The following is a 17174-nucleotide window of genomic DNA, read 5'->3' on the forward strand; positions in this document are numbered from 1 at the left end:
GCTACCTCACCCCGCTGGAGACCCGGCAGCGACACGAGCAGGAACACGCCCTCGCAGCGTAAGCATCGAGTGTCCAGCATCACGGGGGAACTTCAGGCGTTGAGCGCTGCCGCGTTCGCGGTTGCGTTCGTGTCGCCGAGGAGGGTGAGAATTTCCTGGCTGAGCAGGTCGGGCTTGCCCTTGAGGGCGTCGGCCAGCTGCTGGTCCTTGGAGAACACCATTTCGGCGGCGATGTTGTCCATCACGATGCGGGCGAGGTTGTCGAGTGCGACGTGGACCGCGTTGGGGAGGGAAGGCGCCTCGCAGACGAGGTCGATCAGGTGGCTGTCGGCCATGCCCTTGTCCAACAGATGCTTGATGATGATGGAGTTCTGGTTCAGCTCGGACGTCGTCCACATCGACAGGACGACCACGTACAGCTCGTGCCAGGCGTCCGCACCGACTTTGTCCTTCCAGCGGCCGAACAGGTCCTTGACTGCTTCGATCTGGACTTTCGCGGCCCAGTACATGTTCGTTTTGATGTCGTCGGCGATCTTCCCGGTGAACTTCTGGAAGCCGGGCATGTCGAAGGTACGGCGCCGAGTGATCTCGTTGATGTAGCTCAGACCGGCGTCGAGGATGTGAGCGCAGGACGCTTTCAGGTCGACGGGGAGGCCGGCGTCCTCCAGTGTGCGCCGTGCGGCGTCGAGGTCGGTGGCAAATGCCTGGAGCGGGGTGATCCAGTCCGTGTTCGAGGGTCCCGCGTAGGCGACCAGTTGGAGGTCGCGGGCGTCCATGTCGGTCTGCCCCGCCGGGACCTTGGGGTCCAGGGACGGTGCGATGACGGAGAAGATGCCGAGCGGGACGTGAGCGATGGATTTCGCCAGCTGGAAAACTGGCGAGATCGGCTCTTCGATGAACTGCTGGCCCTGGTGGACCAGGGTGTACTTACCGCCCTGCATTCCGTTTTCCACGACGATGACCGGACCGAGTTGCTGGAGGACATTGGCCCGCAGCTTGTCGTAGTTGGTGCGCATGTCGGTGTCGACCTGGAGAATGTTGTTCCTCGCGGTCGTGGTGTCGGCGGCTGCGTCGCCGTTTCCGGCGGGAGTGGCTGTGTCGGCAGCCGTAGCGTGTGCCGCCTGCGAGGCGGTGCCGGTCAGGAGAGTGGCGGCTGCGGCGGTGCCTGCAGCACCGATGAAGTTCCTACGTGTGGTCACGTGCTGTTTCCCCCAGCTGCAATTTTACGTCTCCGACCGGGACATTCCGCCGAGGTCAGAGATGACGGGTTTTTGTCGCGCCCGACGAAAAAGACGCTACTGCCCCAACTGACTGGAAAACAGGAGTGAATGACACAGGGATCACACATAGGTGCTATGCGAATGCATAAACCGGACGGAATGGTTTCGGATGCAGGAACAAAAAAGGGGCGCCCGGGCTGAAGCCCGGACGCCCTGTGCGTCGCACAGGAAGGTGCCTTACGACAGGTCGGAGACCGAGGAAACCACCACCCCGTACAGTTCCGTGATCGTCGCCAGAGCGCTGTCGTGGATCTGCTGCGCGGTGAGGGCGGTGCCGCCGCCCCTGACGCGGGTGGACAGGGCACGGGTGCCACAGGCGTTCGCGACGACAGTCGGGTGCAGTCCGTTCAGGAAGGCGCCCTGGACGGTGAACAGGATGCACATGTTGCTCATGAACCCGGCCAGGATGACGTTCTTGCGGCCGGTCTTCTCGATCTGCTGGGCCAGGTCGGTGTTGTGGAAGGCGTTGGGGACGGACTTGATGACGCGGCCCTCGCCGTCCACGGGGGCGACGTCAGCGATGATCTTTCCGCCTTCGGACTCCACGTCGTAGCCCTTGTCCTGGACGTGGATGACGGGGGCGCCGGCCTCGCGGGCGGCAGCGAGGAGCTTCTTGCCTTCGGCGACGGCCTCGGCGTGACCGTCCAGCTCCATGACGCCACCAGTGTAGGTGTTCTGGAAGTCGACCAGGACCACTACAGAGTCGGTCAGGGAGGCGGGGGTCTCGTCGAAGCCGTTCAGTTCGCGCAGGGTCGTCGTAGCCACGGGGAAACCACCTTCATATGTCGGGCCGGATGTCGTGCCATGAGGCGCGAGCGGTCGCCCCGCGTTGCAGTCGGGGCCACCCCATGACGTTGGCGACGTTAACATATCGCGTAATCATCGCCAGCATCGGAATGGCCATCGGGCTGAGATTTTCCCGTGTTCACGGCGTAAGTTCCCAGGTCACACATGTAAGCGGAACTATCGTCCACTGTTAACATGTCCGCATGACAACGGCTCGAGACCGCATCCTGGAAGCGACCACGCAGCTACTCGCCGAGAGTGACGCGCCGGCCATCTCCACACGCGCCATCTGCGAGCGCGCCAAGGTGGGCGGCCCGGAGATCTACCGCCAGTTCGGGGACAAGCAGGGACTGCTCGCCGCGGTGGCCGATCTCGGCTTCGAACGCTTCCTGGCCAATAAGAGACGGAATCCCCGCACGGCCGACCCCGTCGCGGACCTGCGGACGGCATGGGACAGTCACGTCGCGTTCGCCCTGGCCAACCCGCACCTGTACCGGCTGATGTTCACCCCCAGCGGCGAACCCAAGCCGCAGGCCGTCAAGGAGGCCCAGGGCCTCCTTCTCGAAGCCCTGAGGCGCTGCGGTGACGCCGGGAGGCTGCGTCTGGCACCCGAACTGGCCGGACAGTCGATTCTGGCCGCCAACGTCGGCGTGTGCCTGATGATGCTGTCCTACCCCGAGTTGTTCGGGAGTCTGGACATCTCGCAGGCAGTGCGCGACGCCGTGATCGCAAAGGTCACCGGCGACGAGCAGGAGGACACCCGGATCAGCGCCGCGACCGTGCTGGCCCGCGCACTGGCCGGAACCCTCACCGGTACCGCGCCCGTGGACAGCACCACCATCGAGCAGGTGGCCCGCGCCCTCGCTACCTGACGGCAGCAACACGCAGCACGAACCCCCCGCCATGCACCTGCCGACCGGCGGATCGGCCCCGGAAGGAAACGACCTGTCCCTGCACGAGCGTGAACGAGCAGGCCGGCAACCGTCACGGCGGGCACGAGCGCTGATGCCAACGGGCAGTCCCACCTTCCTTCGTACCAGACGACATGGTGCGCACGAAGTCGGGCTACCGGATGCCCAGCAACCGCGAGACGGCGGCTCACGCCTCTGGCTGGGGTCACGGCGCCGCCGGCGCGGAGCAAGTCCGACTGCTGCGGCGCCGTACAGCCGGCGTCAACAACCTCCTGGCCGACACCAGTCGCCGGCCCACAGCAGTCAGCCGTTCACATGCAGCCCGAAGCCCGTGCGGCCCGCAGGCTCCAGTCCCACCTTCAGGTGCAGCGAGGGGATCTCGTAGTCGCCGAAGTTCTGACGCCGGAACGCGATCGGTTCGGTCGACTCAAGGGTGAGCAGGCGCTGCTGCCAGGCCTTGGCGACGTCCGGGTAGTCCTCGTCCCTCAACCGGTCGGCGCCGTACAGCACGAACGGCGGCAGTACCTCGATGCCCGGGTAGTAGAGGATGCCGTGCTGGATCGGGAACAGCAGATCGTCGATGGGCCCGTTGATCCCGCGAGCGGCGTAGTGCGACTCCGGGCCGCCGGCGGTCACCGACAGCAGAGCCTTCCTGCCCGCGAGAGTGCCTTCACCGAAGCGCTCGCCGTACTTGGTGCCGCTGTGCTCGCCGACGCCGTACGCGAAGTGGTAGGTGAACACCCGGTCCACCCAGCCTTTGAGGATCGCGGGCATGGTGTACCACCACAGCGGGAACTGGAAGAGGATCGTGTCGGCCCACAGCAGCTTCTCCTGCTCGGCGAGGACGTCCGGGGCAAGCGTCCCGGCGTCGAAGGCCCGGCCGGAGTCCAGGGCGACCTTCAACGGGCTTGAGGCATTGGGGCCGTAGTCCGCGGAATCCACGACCGCCTTCCAGCTCATCGCGTACAGATCGCTCACCCGGACCTCGTGCCCGGCGGCCTCCAAGGTGGACACCGCGAGGTCCTTCAGCGAGCCGTTGAGCGACTTCGGTTCCGGGTGGGCGTAGACGATCAGCGTCTTCATGACAACTCCTTCGGATCGGATGCCTTCGATCCTGGGCGTCGCGGCGCCTGGTGTTCAGGGGCTCCTCGTCCATCGGACGGGACTTCCTGGTAACGGCGGGGCCACCCTCACAGGCACCGCCGGGGCCATACTGGGAGCATGGATGATCTTGCGGGCTTCCTGCGGACCCGGCGTTCCCGCGTCCCCCCGGCGACCGTCGGCATCCCCACCGACAGTCGCCGCCGGGTCGAAGGGCTACGCCGTGAAGAGGTGGCGCACCTGTCCGGCGTCAGCGTCGACTACTACGTACGCCTGGAACAGGGCCGTGCAACCCAGCCCTCCGAGCAGGTCCTCGACGCGCTCGCCCGCGTCCTCGGCCTCGACGAGACCGAACAGGAGCACCTCTACCGGCTGGCCCGCCAGCGCCGCCGCCGCGCGAAGGCACCGAGCGGGCGAATCCGGCCGGAACTGCTGCGGGTCCTCGACCTGGTCGCCGGCGCACCCGCACTGATCATGAACCACCGTCTGGACGTCCTCGCCGCAAACCGGCTCGCCCGACTCCTCTTCGGCCGGCCGATTCCGGGCCTGAACACAGCCCGGCACATCTTCCTCGAAGAGGCCGAGCACGGCCTCTACGCCGACTGGGACAACTGCACCCTCGATGTGGTCGGGCACCTGCGTCTGGCCGCGGGGAAATTCCCCCAGGACCCCCGACTGGCCTCGCTGATCGGAGAATTGGCGATGGGCAGCGAACGCTTCCGCCGCCTCTGGGCTCGCGCGGACGTGCGTGCCCGCACCCATGGACGCAAGGCCTACCAGCACCCGCTGGTCGGCCTCCTGGAACTGCACCAGGAGAACTTCCCGCTCCCGGACGAGCCGGGCATGGAACTGCTGGTGCTGTCAGCGACCCCCGGCAGTCCCGCCGAGGACGGACTGCGCCTGCTCGCGGGCCTGGGCGCGGACAGCAGTGACGCCCACCCCCCAGTGAATGCTCAGCCGCACGAGTAACTCAACAACGCCCGCCCACCGCCGGGAGCGCCTTCACACCGGTGCCGGCCGCTGCCGTGTCTGCCGGACAGTGCGACTGCAGTCCGCAGCCGGGCCACTCCCCAAGTGGCTTGCATCTGACGGCCGTTCCCGATCCCGGCGGCTACGGCGTTTCCCCAACGCCGTTCCGCGACGCCCGCCGCAGACGGCAGATCCCGCTGCGCGAAAGGTGCATGATTTCCCGCACCCCCGGCAGCAAGGAGGCCGACATGCAGTGAGGGCGATCAGCGTGCGGGTGTCCCGAAAGCCGGGACGGATACGAGGCCGGCTCAAAGGCGGCGTCAGCGATCCACGGCAGGCGGGCCAGGCCGGTGTCGTTCACGATGCGGTCGACGGTCTCGTGCAGGGCGCTGTCGGCGCCGATCACGGTCTCGATGTCGCCGGGCAGCAGATCGCGCGACGCACGGTGATGTGACCCTGGCCCAGAAGCCGGCCGATGAGCAGGAGCCTGGGCACGCCGCCGGCGACTCCAGGGACCGCAGACTGCGCACGGCCAAGCCACAACCCAGACCGCGACACCCTTAACACAGGACAGCCAAGCGCGACGTCTCCCGGGCGTTGAGTACCGTTCTGGCGTGTCCATACCTCCGGCGCCTCAGTCGCCGTACCAGATGCCTCTCTCCCCCTGGGGCGCTGTGCCCCCTGCCCCGCCGCAAAGGAGCCGGGTTGGCCTCACAGCCGCGATCATCGGCGGGGTCTTCCTCCTGATCGTTGTGCTCTTGCTGACGCTGGTGCTGGCAGGGAAGAAGCTCGAGAACAGCTATCCCCGGGCCGAGTTCTCCATGACCGTGCCGCGGACACTGCTCGAGGGCCGCTTCAAGCTGGCCAAGGACGACTCCCCGACCAAGGGCCGGGCGCTGCAAATGACCTGGAGGCACAGCTGGGACGCCGAGGCGGTCCACGGCGTCGTCGCCGTGTACCAGCCCGACAGCGTCGAACGGGGTGATCTCGTCGTGACCGGCATGTACGGCCGGTTCAAGAACACCGACCGGGTGCGCTCCCGCGTCCTGGCAGGCAACGGCTCCAAGGACAGCCAGGTGAAGGTGCTTACGCCTCCGGAAGATGACACCCCGTCCGGCTCCCGCATCAAGATCAGCTGCGAGGCGGTGACCAGGACCTGGGCCGACGGATTGACACTCACTTACCCCGTCTGCGCCTGGGCGGACGGCAACACCTGGGCCCGGGTGGCGGACATGACCCTCCTTGCCTCGACAAACCTCGACTTGAAGGCCACCGCGAGGAGCACCCTCCAGATCCGCTCCGAGATGGTGAAGCCGATCACCTGACGCAGGCCATCCCGCCGGCCTGCACCGCATACATCGGACGAGAGATCCAGCGACCGGGCGGCTGGGGCGCTGCTCGTCGATGGCGAGCCCGATGCCGAGCCCGTCCCGGAGTGCATGCGGCAGTACCCGGCACACAGCTCCGGAGGCGGCTGGTCCTCGTGCGACGCCGTACCCTCCAACGCGACCAGGGCCCAGTTCGAAGCGTGCGGGACCGCTCGCCGCCACCGTCTGCCGGCTCGGCGGCTGCCCGCGGACGCCGCGGTGTCCGGCACGACCTGCTTCATGCGTCCCTGGTCTGCCGCTCGTTCGGTGTTACTGCCGGGTAGATCCGTACAACCCGCGCTTGCAGGACTACGAAACCGAGGGCGGTGAAGGTCGCGGTGGCCACGAACACGAGGGCCAGCACACGCGTCCGCACATGCAGCTCAACTCCCTCACCGGCTGGTGAGGTTGGGCCACCGGTACCGGTCCCGGAGCCCCAGGCCGGCTGCCAGTCACACCACGCGCGTTGCTCCCCGCCAAGGCGTCCGGCCCGGGCGTCGGCACATCTCCCCACGATCACCGCGACCGGCAGACCGCGTTGTGCGACTGGACAACGGCCGTAGTGGCTCCCGGACTCCTCGACATTGATCATGGTGACGTACCGCGAGGTGTCTCCCCAACGCGCCGGTGTCAAACGACTCCCGTTCTCGCGTGCAGAGCCACGCCGTAAAGGCCGGTGCGACGGACGAGGGGCCGCCCGTCCCGCCTGCCGGTCGTCTTGCGGCTGGTGGCCTGGTCGGTCGCGTGCACCTTCCACGGAGGCCAAAGAGCCCTTCATGGCCCGCGCGGCGATCAGGGCCTCATCCGCCGTGAACTTGTCTGGTCAAGTTCGGGCGAAGTTCTTCCGCTCGACAGCGACAACCAGTAGTCATGTCCCGTTCGTTGCGCACCTTCAGGCCGTGCGGGCGTGTCCTGCACGGCATCCTTACCAAGGGGATGAGGTACCAAGTATGCGACTGCGCTGGAGATCCCTCGGCGGGCTTCTCGCCCTCCTCGGAGCACTCATCGTCGTCGTCCCGTCCCCCGCCCGGGCGGCCGGAAGCAGCGGCAACCTGATCGTCAACGGCGATGCGGAGAGCGGCGGTTACTGCACCGGCGACTGGGCGGCGGCCAGTACGGTCCCCGGCTGGACCACCGAGGCCGGCGGTCTCAACGTCATGTGTCACTCCGTCGCCACCTTCGGGTATCCCAGCGACGGCAAGACCCCGGGCAAGGCCTTCTTCGGGCCCGGAAACTTCGGGGACGGCGCGATGACGCAGACCGTCGACGTCTCCTCGGCCGCCTCGGCCCTCGACGGCGGGGGCGTGCACTACGACCTGTCCGGCTGGCTCGGCGGCTGGACGACCTACAGCGGCCATGCCGCAGTGAGCCTGCACTTCCACGACGGCAGCGGCCACCCGATCGGCCCCGTCGCCAAGCTGCCCACTGTCTCCGCGAGCGACCGGGGCCTCGCCACCAAGTTCCTCTCGCGCAGCACCACCGGCACCGTCCCGGCCGGCACCCGTTCCATCCAGGTCGAGGTGCAGTTCCTGTCGACGAGCAGTGAGACCGGCTACCTCGACAACCTCGCCCTCACCCTGGACACCCCGACCGACGCGCCGGCCCCGCTCGCCCCACCGGTGTCCAAGGTCCCCGGCTACGACCATGTGTTCATGGTCATGATGGAGAACACCGACTACTCCGAGGTCATGAACGACCCGGCGGACACGCCGTACATGCACAGCCTCATGAGCCAGGGCGCCACGCTCACCGACTTCCACGGCGTCTACCACCCGAGCGACGAGAACTACCTCGCCGTCGCCGGCGGCGACACCTACGCCAAGGGCGCCACGTACTTCCCCGACATCAACTCGCCCCAGCGCAACCTCGGCGACACCCTGGAGGCGGCCGGCAAGACCTGGAAGGCCTACGAGCAGGGCATGGGCACCCCCTGCAACACCAAGAACAACTACGACAGTTACTACGAGCCCGACGACGCTCCCTTCATCAACTACACCGACATCAGCGGCAACGCCTCCCGCTGCGCGGCCCACCTGTTCGACACCACGCAGCTCACCACCGACCTGAAGTCCGCGGCCACCACCCCGGACTTCTCCTGGATCGCCGCCGACGACTACTACGACGGAGAGGCCTCCGGCAACGGCAATGCCACCAGCCTCAAGACCCAGGACGGCTGGCTGAAGCAGACCCTCGCCCCGGTCCTCGCCTCTGCGGCCTTCACCCAGCAGCGCTCGCTCCTGCTTCTGACGTGGGACGAGAGCCAGGGCGAGACCTACAACCACATCGTCACCACCGTTGTCGGCTCCCAGGGCACCGTCCCGGCCGGCACCAGCAGCCCGCTCCACTACGACCACTACGGCATAGGCCGCACCATCGAGGCGGCCCTGGGCCTGCCCGCACTGACCGCCAACGACACCTACACCACGCCGCTCAACGCCGCGTTCGCGCCGTCCACCGCGACGACCCCGACGCTCACCGGCGACCTGAACGCGGTCGCGAGCGGCGGCAACGTCACCTTCCGCTACTCGGTGCCGTCCGCTTCCCAGGTCAGCGCCAAGAACTGGATCGGTATCTACCCGACGGGCGTCGCCCCCGGCAAGCAGGCTTCCCTCACCTGGTCCTACGCCCCGAACGCCAGCGGTGCGCTGACCTTCCCCACCGACAAACTGGGCAGCGCAGGTACCTACGACGTGTACTACCTCGCCAATGACGGCTACTCGGTGCTCGGCGGCCCCTTCTCCCTGACCGTCGGCTGACCGGCCACGACGGAACGCCCGGTTCGGCGCCGCCGTGGTCGGTCCTCGGTGCTCGGCGTCGCGGTGCTTACCTGACGTCGACGAAGTCGCCGGGCGCTGTCGAGGCGGCGGTGGTGGCGGTGCCGGCGAAGACGTAGCGGTAGTACCCGTCGGCCGTGGCCGTGGTGGTGGTTTTCAGGACGCCGGTGATGTTGGTCTTGACGGTCTTGAGGGTGCTGTAGGTGCTGCTGCCCTTCTTGCGGAACTGCAGCTTCGCGGGCTGGTTCGCGTAGCCCGCGTAGTTGCCAGTCGACCAGTTCGCGCGGGCGAGCTTGCCCGTGACCGTGATGGGCTTGCCCTTCTTGACCGGCTCGGGCGTGGCGTCGGCGGTCAGCGTGGAGAGCTTCTTGATCGAGACGGTGGCGACGTCGTCGTTGTAGCTGGCGTTCGCGTACAGGTCCCACGCGCCCAGGAACAGCTTCCAGGTCCCGGCCACGCCGTTGTCCTTCATGTCGGTGGCCGGGTGGATGTTGAAGACGGCCTTGCAGTGGTAGACGCCCTGGGTCGCCGTCTCCGTGCAGGCGGGGTCGTCATCCGTGCCCAGGCCGCCGGTGATGCCGTCCGTGGTCGAACTGTCGGTGCCCTGCCACAGGAAGGCCTCGGTGAGTGCGACGCCGTTCTGGTCGGTGGCGGTGTACGTGACGGTGACGGACTTCGTGCCGGTGGTGCCGAGAACGATGTCCTTGCCGCCGTTGATGACCGCGTTCGAGAACTTGGTGTTGCCCAACGAATCGTTCGGCCGAACGGTCTTCGAGGCAAAGGAGCTCAGCTTCGCCGACGCACTCGCTCGCTCCGCCCCCTGAGCGGCGGCCGGAAGAGCGAGCGCGGACAGAACGACGGCACCGGAAACCACGGCGGCCGCGACGGGTATACGCATGAATCCCCCACGGGAACGAGAGAGGCCCGCCGAAGTCTCCCTCCGGCCGGGCCCGTTGATCTTCGCATCATATGAACTAACGTCTGGAATAGTGAAGATCCTCTGTGCAACAAGTGCGTAAGGAGCCACCGGTGTCCGCCCGATCACGTGCCCGCACCCGGCCGCCGAGGCCTGCATGGCCGACCGAGGCGTCCAGGCGCATCCTGCCTCCAGCCAGCGCCTGTTGCGAAAGCTGATCGTTTGTCAGTCCTGCCTGGGATGCTCCGAGCATGGAGATGACAGTGCAGCTGACGATCGACTGCTCCGATCCTCGATGAGCGTGTCGGCCACCCGCAGCCGCAGCCCCGCGCACGAGCAGCCCAGCCGTCCACGAAGCCGTCCAGGTGATCCGGACAGTGCGCACCTGCCCCGTGACGGTGGGTGTTGTCGGCAGGGGCCCGTACGGCGATCTCCTGGGCTCTGCGGCGGCCCCCGAAGGGCGGCACGATCGGCGCCCACGTGTGAGCTGCGGCATTGTCATGCGCACGTGCGGCTCAGCCAGGGGCTGAGCGTGTCGGCCGACGGGGAACTGATCGAGCACTCCCGCTGACGGTGCGGGGCCACTTTCACCAAGGTGTTCGACGCGGACGGCGGCAATCCGGAGGGCCTGCCCCGTCCTGATGCGCTCCCCAGAGCAGCACGCGAGAAGCCAGCAAGGGCTCTCCCGACCTGAGCCTTCGCGACGTACCGGGGCGATCCGACACCGATGAGGAAGCGCGCCAGACGGCGATGCCCGCCAGGCGTCCCAGGGCGCACCTGTCGGTGCCCCGCGGTCGCAGTTGCGCGACGGGGCCAGAGACGGCGTCAGGGCCCCGGGCTGGTGCCCACCTGGTCCTGCGGGACGTCCACGGCCATCGCCTCGAAGGCGACCCCAGGATCCTCGCGGCCAATCCGCTGCTCTGGCCCGAGCTCGACAAGGGTGTCCGCCGCTCCTTTGGAACGCGGAACGCTCTGCCTGGGAGCGGATGTCTTGGCGCGGCTGGGGGATCACATCGACCACGAGGCGGTGCTTCGGGCGTCGGGACTCTCCTGATCCACCGAGGACGCATTGCCCAGTGGGCGATGCCCGCCGCCCCACCCTGCATGGGCTACGCGCGGAGCGTCGCCCAACCCTCAGCACCAGCACCAGCACCAGCACCAGCACCCAGAATCAGCCGGCCGCTCACGTGTGAACCTCCCTTCCGGGGACCGGAGCGCAGGCCATGTCCAGCTACGCCGAGGCGCTCAACGGCGCGGACGTCGCCGCCGCGACGACGCACGCCGTCGAATCGGTGATCCGCCTCCCATGGCTGACACACGGGACCGCCCCGCCTTGGTGCCGGCAACTTGCCGATTCCGGCCATGGCATCCGCCTCGGCCATGCCCACCCCCATCCTGCCGCTCATGGGTCTCGGCCTGCCGCCGTCCTACCGTTCACCGGCCGCCGGTGGTACGCGCCCACCGCCTCGTTCTGTGGTGCGTTCGATGCACGCCTGCCTGACGCTCCGTGCCGGCCACTCCCGCCAACGCGGCGAGCACGGCGTCGTTGGCCTCCCGGCTGCCCACGGTGAGCCGCAGTCCCTCGCCTGGGTAGTGGCGCGCCTGGACTTGGGCAGCGGTGAGCGCTGCGGCACCCTCGTCTACTGGATCGGGGGCGGCGAGCCAGAGGGAGTTGGCGTGGCTCGGGCGTATGTGCCAGCCACGCTGGATGAGTCGGTGGTGGAGCCGGTCGCGTTCGGCGACGACGGTGTCCACGCGCCGGCGCAGTTCGTCGGTGGCACCGAGCGATGCCTGCACGGCCGCCGTCGCCACCGCGTTGATCCCGAAGGGCAGTTGTTGCCGTCGGATGCGTGCCACCAGGTCGGGGGCGCCGAGTCCGTAGCCGACCCGCAGGGCGGCCAGGCCGTACGCCTTGGAGAAGGTGCGCAGGACCAGCAGGTTGGGGTGGTGGCCCAAGAGGGTGGGGGCATCCGGCAGCTCGGCGTCACGGGCGAACTCCACGTACGCCTCGTCGAGGAGGACGGTGACGTGCCGGGGAACCCGACGCAAGAACGCCGACAGCGCGTCGGTGGTGACCAGGGTCCCGGTGGGGTTGTGCGGATTGCACAGCACCACGACGCGGGTGCGACGGTCGAGCGCCGTCAGCAGGGCTTCCAGATCCTGGCATCCGTCGGGTGTCAGGGGTACGGGGACGGTTTGAGCACCGACCATGGCGCCCAGCTGGGGATATGCGTCAAAGCTGCGCCAGGCGTAGGCCATTGTGTCGCCAGGCTCGACCACAGCCTGCAGTAACTGCAGGGCCACTCCCACCGATCCGCTGCCGACCACGACGCGGTCGGGACTCACCCGGCACCATGCGGCGATCCGCTCGGTGAGGTCGTCGGGATAGAACTGCGGGTACCGGTGGGCCTGTGCAACGGCATGTTGCATCGCCTTGCGGACCGAGGGCAGAGGGGGGTACGGGCTCTCGTTCAGGGCCAGTCGGTGCAGCGCGGGCATGTTCATCCGTCAGCCCCGCCCGCCGCGCCAACGCACGGCACCGGCACCGGCGAAGTCGCCTGCATGGGCGAATCCCCCGAGAACCACCAGGTCACCGTCCGCGACCTGGTGTGACCGGATCGCGTGGTCCAGGGTGATCGGGATCGCCGCTCCGAAGAGATTGCCGTACTCGTCGAAGGTGTTCAGATGCCGTTCGGCGGGTAATTGCAGCGCTTCTCGCCAGTTCCGCAGGAAGGTGCGGTTGGGCTGGTTGGTGATGAGGACGTCGATGTCGGTGGTCGCCACGCCGAGCCGCCGGCACAGGTCGGTGACCACCTCCGGGACGAGGCGATTGCCGCGTGCCAGGACCTTGGCGACGCTGGAGTCGGTGAAGCCGATGCGCAGCTGGGACTCGCCCGGCTCCCAGTACTTGCGGCCGTCGTCGACCGCTACGGTCATGTCCCCGGCGTACTCGCCGATGTGCCGGGTCTCCACGTCGAGCACCGGGCTGTCGGCCGACGTCGTCACATAGCCCACGCCGCAGCCGTCGCCCGGGATCGCGGCCTGGGCGAGCCGGCGTACCTCGGACTGTGTGAAGCACTGTCCCGCGGCGCTCTGCGCATTGCAGATCAGCGCGGTCTTCGCGTCGGTGGTGCGCAGGATCTGCCGCGCCAGCTTCAGCATGTACACGAAGGACGCGCAGCCCGCGTTGGCCACGTCGATGAGCCACTCCGGGTTCAGGCCCAGCCGACGTGCCACCTCGGTGCCGGCGCCCACGAAAGGCAGGTCCGGCAGCTGGCTGTGCACCAACAGCACGTCCACACCTCGGATCTCGTCCCTTCCGTGCCGTTCGATCAGGGGCTGCACAGCGCGTTCGATCATGTCCGCGTTGGTCTCGTCCGCTGCCACGTGGTGCCGCATCGGCGGGACCTTGAACATGGGGTGGCTGCGCAGCTTGTCCTCGGCTCCGGGGTACGCGGTGTAGAAGTCCCCGGGGACGGGCTCGCCGGGCAGGTAGCTTGCGACGTCGGTGAGGCTGACCGTGGTCACTGTGCCACCGCCCTCACCGGAGCCACGCTGACCGGCAGACCATTGCGGTGGCGGTGTTCCAGGATCGCCTTCAGGTTGTTCATCTCCACGGTGTGCCCCGCGTAGAAGAGGTCCCAGAAGTCGCCCACCCAGGGGCGGTCCGGGCGAGGAGCCAGGTCAGGGCTCGGGTTGTGGTCGTAGTAAGGGTGCCGGCAGTTGGTCCAGGTGATCACCGATCCCGGCTTGTCGAGCACCAGGCGAGCCGGCACGACGCGCATCAGGTAGATCATCCACAGCTTTTCGCCCTGGTCCCAGGAGCAGTGGTAGTCCACGGTCATGGCCTCGGGATGGGCGACCACCTTGCAGTAGATCCTGGTGTCGTCCTCAAGCCGGTCGTATCCGACCCACAGCCCCGGTGTATCGGCGGGCGCGAAGTCCCGCAGGCTGCACGTCCACTCCTCCAGGTGGTGGCCCTGACGCAGGTAGTCGTAGACCTGCTCCGGGGGGCAGTCGACGTACTCGTGGATGGTGCAGTACTGCCCGTAGACCTGGTGGTGGGGGTAGACGGCATGGGTGAGCTCCATGCAGTGCGCGGTCAACTCCTCCTTGCCGGGGTTCTCGATCCGCATCAGACCGGGGATGTCAGCCAACGTGGACGACGCCTCGCTCATAGGAGCTCTCCTTGCTGTCGGTGGCTTCGGTGCCTCGGGTGGCTTCGAGGAAGGACTGGAAGGGGCGGAACGGAGGGATCTCACCTGGGTCGCAGTCCAGCGCTACGAACGCCGGGCCACTGCCCGCGTTGCTGTGCAGCAGAGCACGGCGCAGGTGCGCAGCGTCGTCGGCTCCTGTGACCTCCAGGGACGGGAAGGCCGCGGCCATGCCGGCGGCGAGGTCGGTCCGGGAGAATAGGTCGTCGCTGCGGACGCCGCCCTGGAGGTGCTCCTCACGCACCGCGCACATGGCGTGGGCGTTGTTGTTGAAGACGACGAAGGTCACGGGTGCGGCGTACTCCACGGCCGTGTGCACTTCCATCCCGTGCATGAAGAAGGCCCCGTCCCCGGCGAGTACATAGGTGCGTCGGCCGGTGGCGAGCGCGGCGCCGATTGCGGCACCGAAGGTGTAGCCCATGCCTCCCATGCCGACCGCCAGCACGAAGCGGCCGTGGCGCGGTGCCGGGAGCATGTGGACCGCACTGGCCCCCGCGTTGCCGGCGTCCACGAAGACGTGCGCATCGTGCGGCAGCGCCGCCTCCACCGCGGCGACCGCCTGGGCGTAGGGGATGGTCCGGCCTCGGGCCTGTGCATCCGGGCTCGGCACGAGCGTGGGAAGCGGGCCGGCGTGCTGAGGGCAGGCGCGTGAGCGTGGCGGGAGCCGGCCGGTCACCGCGCGCAGCGTGTCCGGCAGATGGCCGATCAGTGCGGTGCCCGGCACGAACGGTGGTTCGGGATCCATGCATACGACTTCGGTGGCGGCCAGGGCCTGTTCAAGGCCCCCGCGTGCCAGGACCGGCAGCCGGGTGCCGACCAGCAGGCACACGTCCGCCCGCCGCAGACAGTCTTCGACGTTGGCATGGCCCATCACGCCGGCCACACCTGCGAATCGGGAATCGCTGTTGTCGAAGACGTCCTTGGCGTCGGGGGTGACCGCGACCCACGCGCCCAAGCGCCGGGCCAGTTCTGCCACCTCCGCACGCGCGTCCGCGGCGGCGACGCCTTCACCGGCGATGACGAGGACACGGTCGGCCCGGCGAAGGATGTCCGCCACGGCGGTGACGGCCACCGCGTCGAGCCGCACCGTCGATGCCGTCGGCTGCGACGTCGACATGCTCGGCGTCTGTGCCGCGCCGCGGCCGGGCAACTGGATCCGTGTCTGCTGCACGTCCTTGGGCAGCAGCAGGACCGCCGGCCCGCGCGGATCGGACTGTGCCGCCGCCACCGCCCGGGGCAGCAACTCCGTGAGCGAGTCCGCGTCATCGACGCGCGCGCAGAACCTGGAGACGGGTGCGAAGACCTCCCGGGCGTCGAAGGAGCCCGCCTTGCCGCTGGTGTCCTGGAACGCCCCGTGGCCCTCCTGGCCGGTCGGCGGCTGACCCACCAGGGCCAGCACGGGTACCCGGGAGGCGTACGCCTCGGCCAGGCCAGGCAGGAGGTTCATGGCGCCACCGCCCGAGGTGGCGGCAACGACGCCGATGCGCCTGGTGGTACGGGCGCATCCGTCGGCCATCGTGACGGCGGAGAACTCGTGTTTGGCGACGACGCCGCGGACGGTACCGGCCCGGTGAAGTGCGTCGTACAGGTCCTCGATGTTCGCGCCGCCGACCCCGAACACGTGGGTGGCGCCGGCCCGGGCGAGCTCCCCCGCCAGGTAGTCGACCAGGCGTACCGTTCCTGCCTCAGGCGAGTCCGCGGTCGTCATGGTCATACGGGGCTCCTGTCCGTCTCGTGGTGCGGGTCGATGAAGCCGGAGGGCGAGATGAGCTGAAAGCGGTGCCGGTATTCCGTCGGGGTGAGTCCGAGGGTTCGCCCGAAGGAGCGGAAGAAGGTCTCGGTGGCGCCGAATCCGCAGCGGCGCGCTACCTGGCCGATCGTCAGATCGGTGGTTTCCAGCAGTTCGCGGGCACGGGCTATACGCGTTCGCTCGATGTACTGGCCGGGGGTGGTGCCCGCCTCACGCCTGAAAACGCGGGCGAAGTTGCGCAGGCTCATATTGGCTCGCCGGGCGATCTCGGCGACCGGTAAGGGGTTGTGCAGATTCTCCAGAATCCACTCCTGCGCAGCCCGGATCGGCGGATGGTCGGCCAACTGGGCGTCGAGGACGGCGCTGAACTGCGCCTGTCCTCCGTGCCGCTTGAGGAACAGCACCAGATACCGTGCCGTCTGCAGCGCGAGCGCCGCACCGTGATCGGCCTCCACCAGAGCCAGTGCCATGTCGATCCCCGTCGACACACCCGCGGAGGTCACAAAGGGGCCGTCCCACACGAAGATCGGCTCGGCGTCCACCGTCACGTCCGGGTAGCGGTGGGCCAGCGCATCGCTGTACGCCCAGTGCGTGGTCACGCGTCTGCCGTCGAGGAGGCCGGCCTCGGCGAGCAGAAAGGAACCGCCGCACACGGAGGCAACTCTGCGGGACCGGGCGGCTGCCTTACGGATCCAAGAGACCAACGCCGTTTCCTGGAGCGCACTGCTGAGGCCCCACCCGCCCGGCACGAGGAGCGTGTCGATCGGCCCCTCCCCCGCCTCCAGCGGGGCGGCCCCCACCATCATTCCGGAACTCATCCGCACCAGTGGTGCTTCGGCGGAAACGAAGTCGATCCGGTAGGGGGCTCCCGCCGGGGCGAGAAACCGGTTGGCGGTATCGAACACTTCAATGGGTCCAGTGATGTCCAGCGCCATTGCGTTCGCGTACACCACCACCACAACACGTCGCTCAAACACGATCACAGCCTGTATCGACCCATGGACTGGCTGCAATGACAGATCATTGACGTATCCGGCCATCGCACCGGTCCCGAGTACGAAAAGCCAGCGCTGGCCAGGCAGTTCGGATCGTAGGCAGACAGGAGC

General features: G+C 68.1%; 14 protein-coding genes. 4 read left to right on the forward strand and 10 right to left on the reverse strand.

What is annotated here, in order from left to right:
* Positions 1-92: 92 nt before the first annotated feature.
* Positions 93-1199 carry a twin-arginine translocation signal domain-containing protein gene (locus tag ACWCRD_RS32290; RefSeq protein WP_450969280.1) on the reverse strand — a complete coding sequence of 369 codons (1107 nt, stop codon included), beginning with the start codon at positions 1197-1199 and terminating at the stop codon, positions 93-95.
* Positions 1200-1457: 258 nt separating this feature from the next.
* Positions 1458-2045 (reverse strand): isochorismatase family protein, encoded by a 588-nt coding sequence (locus tag ACWCRD_RS32295; RefSeq protein ID WP_450969281.1) that lies wholly within the window; start codon positions 2043-2045, stop codon positions 1458-1460.
* Between the two features lie 224 nt (positions 2046-2269).
* Here ACWCRD_RS32295 and ACWCRD_RS32300 point away from each other — a divergent pair, with 224 nt between their 5' ends.
* Positions 2270-2938: a TetR/AcrR family transcriptional regulator gene (locus tag ACWCRD_RS32300; protein WP_450969282.1), complete on the forward strand. Its 669-nt coding sequence runs from the start codon at positions 2270-2272 to the stop codon at positions 2936-2938.
* Between the two features lie 342 nt (positions 2939-3280).
* Here the strand turns inward: ACWCRD_RS32300 and ACWCRD_RS32305 are convergent, their stop codons facing one another.
* Complete coding sequence (locus tag ACWCRD_RS32305; RefSeq protein WP_450969283.1) at positions 3281-4060, reverse strand: NAD(P)H-dependent oxidoreductase; 780 nt, start codon at positions 4058-4060, stop codon at positions 3281-3283.
* A gap of 138 nt (positions 4061-4198) precedes the next feature.
* On the opposite strand from ACWCRD_RS32305, the gene ACWCRD_RS32310 reads away from it, so the two are divergent.
* Positions 4199-5047, forward strand: a complete 849-nt coding sequence (locus ACWCRD_RS32310) for a helix-turn-helix transcriptional regulator (protein WP_450969284.1) — start codon at positions 4199-4201, stop codon at positions 5045-5047.
* Positions 5048-5189: 142 nt separating this feature from the next.
* On the opposite strand, the gene ACWCRD_RS32315 is transcribed toward ACWCRD_RS32310, so the two are convergent.
* Entirely contained in the window at positions 5190-5453 is a 264-nt protein-coding gene (locus tag ACWCRD_RS32315) for a hypothetical protein (protein ID WP_450969285.1), read from the reverse strand.
* 352 nt (positions 5454-5805) lie between these two features.
* Here ACWCRD_RS32315 and ACWCRD_RS32320 point away from each other — a divergent pair, with 352 nt between their 5' ends.
* Both ACWCRD_RS32320 and ACWCRD_RS32325 read left to right on the forward strand, forming a co-directional pair.
* On the forward strand, positions 5806-6372 hold the full coding sequence (locus ACWCRD_RS32320; protein WP_450969286.1) for a hypothetical protein: 567 nt from the start codon (positions 5806-5808) through the stop codon (positions 6370-6372).
* Between the two features lie 992 nt (positions 6373-7364).
* Positions 7365-9170 (forward strand): alkaline phosphatase family protein, encoded by a 1806-nt coding sequence (locus tag ACWCRD_RS32325; protein WP_450969287.1) that lies wholly within the window; start codon positions 7365-7367, stop codon positions 9168-9170.
* Positions 9171-9237: 67 nt separating this feature from the next.
* On the opposite strand, the gene ACWCRD_RS32330 is transcribed toward ACWCRD_RS32325, so the two are convergent.
* The 6 genes from ACWCRD_RS32330 to ACWCRD_RS32355 form a co-directional block, all read right to left on the reverse strand.
* Positions 9238-10086: a hypothetical protein gene (locus tag ACWCRD_RS32330; RefSeq protein WP_450969288.1), complete on the reverse strand. Its 849-nt coding sequence runs from the start codon at positions 10084-10086 to the stop codon at positions 9238-9240.
* A gap of 1452 nt (positions 10087-11538) precedes the next feature.
* Complete coding sequence (locus ACWCRD_RS32335) at positions 11539-12603, reverse strand: histidinol-phosphate transaminase (protein WP_450969289.1); 1065 nt, start codon at positions 12601-12603, stop codon at positions 11539-11541.
* Positions 12604-12612: 9 nt separating this feature from the next.
* Complete coding sequence (locus ACWCRD_RS32340; protein WP_450969290.1) at positions 12613-13632, reverse strand: 3-oxoacyl-ACP synthase III family protein; 1020 nt, start codon at positions 13630-13632, stop codon at positions 12613-12615.
* Positions 13629-14282: an SRPBCC family protein gene (locus ACWCRD_RS32345; RefSeq protein WP_450969291.1), complete on the reverse strand. Its 654-nt coding sequence runs from the start codon at positions 14280-14282 to the stop codon at positions 13629-13631. Before ACWCRD_RS32345 ends, ACWCRD_RS32340 begins: the two co-directional genes overlap by 4 nt.
* Positions 14254-16032 (reverse strand): thiamine pyrophosphate-binding protein, encoded by a 1779-nt coding sequence (locus ACWCRD_RS32350; RefSeq protein WP_450969292.1) that lies wholly within the window; start codon positions 16030-16032, stop codon positions 14254-14256. Before ACWCRD_RS32350 ends, ACWCRD_RS32345 begins: the two co-directional genes overlap by 29 nt.
* The gene (locus tag ACWCRD_RS32355) at positions 16029-17045 is read right to left on the reverse strand and encodes a GlxA family transcriptional regulator (protein ID WP_450969494.1); all 1017 of its coding nucleotides are present in this window, start codon (positions 17043-17045) and stop codon (positions 16029-16031) included. The genes ACWCRD_RS32350 and ACWCRD_RS32355 overlap by 4 nt, the downstream gene beginning before the upstream one ends.
* Between the last annotated feature and the right edge of the window lie 129 nt (positions 17046-17174).

The sequence above is a fragment of the Streptomyces sp. NPDC002092 genome (genome assembly GCF_053593775.1).

What these genes read in the sequence shown, in the direction of transcription:
- ACWCRD_RS32300 (WP_450969282.1), top strand. Translation starts at nt 2,270, where the DNA reads ATGACAACGGCTCGAGACCGCATCCTGGAAGCGACCACGCAGCTACTC.
- ACWCRD_RS32305 (WP_450969283.1), bottom strand. Translation starts at nt 4,060, where the DNA reads ATGAAGACGCTGATCGTCTACGCCCACCCGGAACCGAAGTCGCTCAAC.
- ACWCRD_RS32310 (WP_450969284.1), top strand. Translation starts at nt 4,199, where the DNA reads ATGGATGATCTTGCGGGCTTCCTGCGGACCCGGCGTTCCCGCGTCCCC.
- ACWCRD_RS32325 (WP_450969287.1), top strand. Translation starts at nt 7,365, where the DNA reads ATGCGACTGCGCTGGAGATCCCTCGGCGGGCTTCTCGCCCTCCTCGGA.
- ACWCRD_RS32330 (WP_450969288.1), bottom strand. Translation starts at nt 10,086, where the DNA reads ATGCGTATACCCGTCGCGGCCGCCGTGGTTTCCGGTGCCGTCGTTCTG.
- ACWCRD_RS32335 (WP_450969289.1), bottom strand. Translation starts at nt 12,603, where the DNA reads ATGCCCGCGCTGCACCGACTGGCCCTGAACGAGAGCCCGTACCCCCCT.
- ACWCRD_RS32345 (WP_450969291.1), bottom strand. Translation starts at nt 14,282, where the DNA reads ATGAGCGAGGCGTCGTCCACGTTGGCTGACATCCCCGGTCTGATGCGG.
- ACWCRD_RS32350 (WP_450969292.1), bottom strand. Translation starts at nt 16,032, where the DNA reads ATGACCATGACGACCGCGGACTCGCCTGAGGCAGGAACGGTACGCCTG.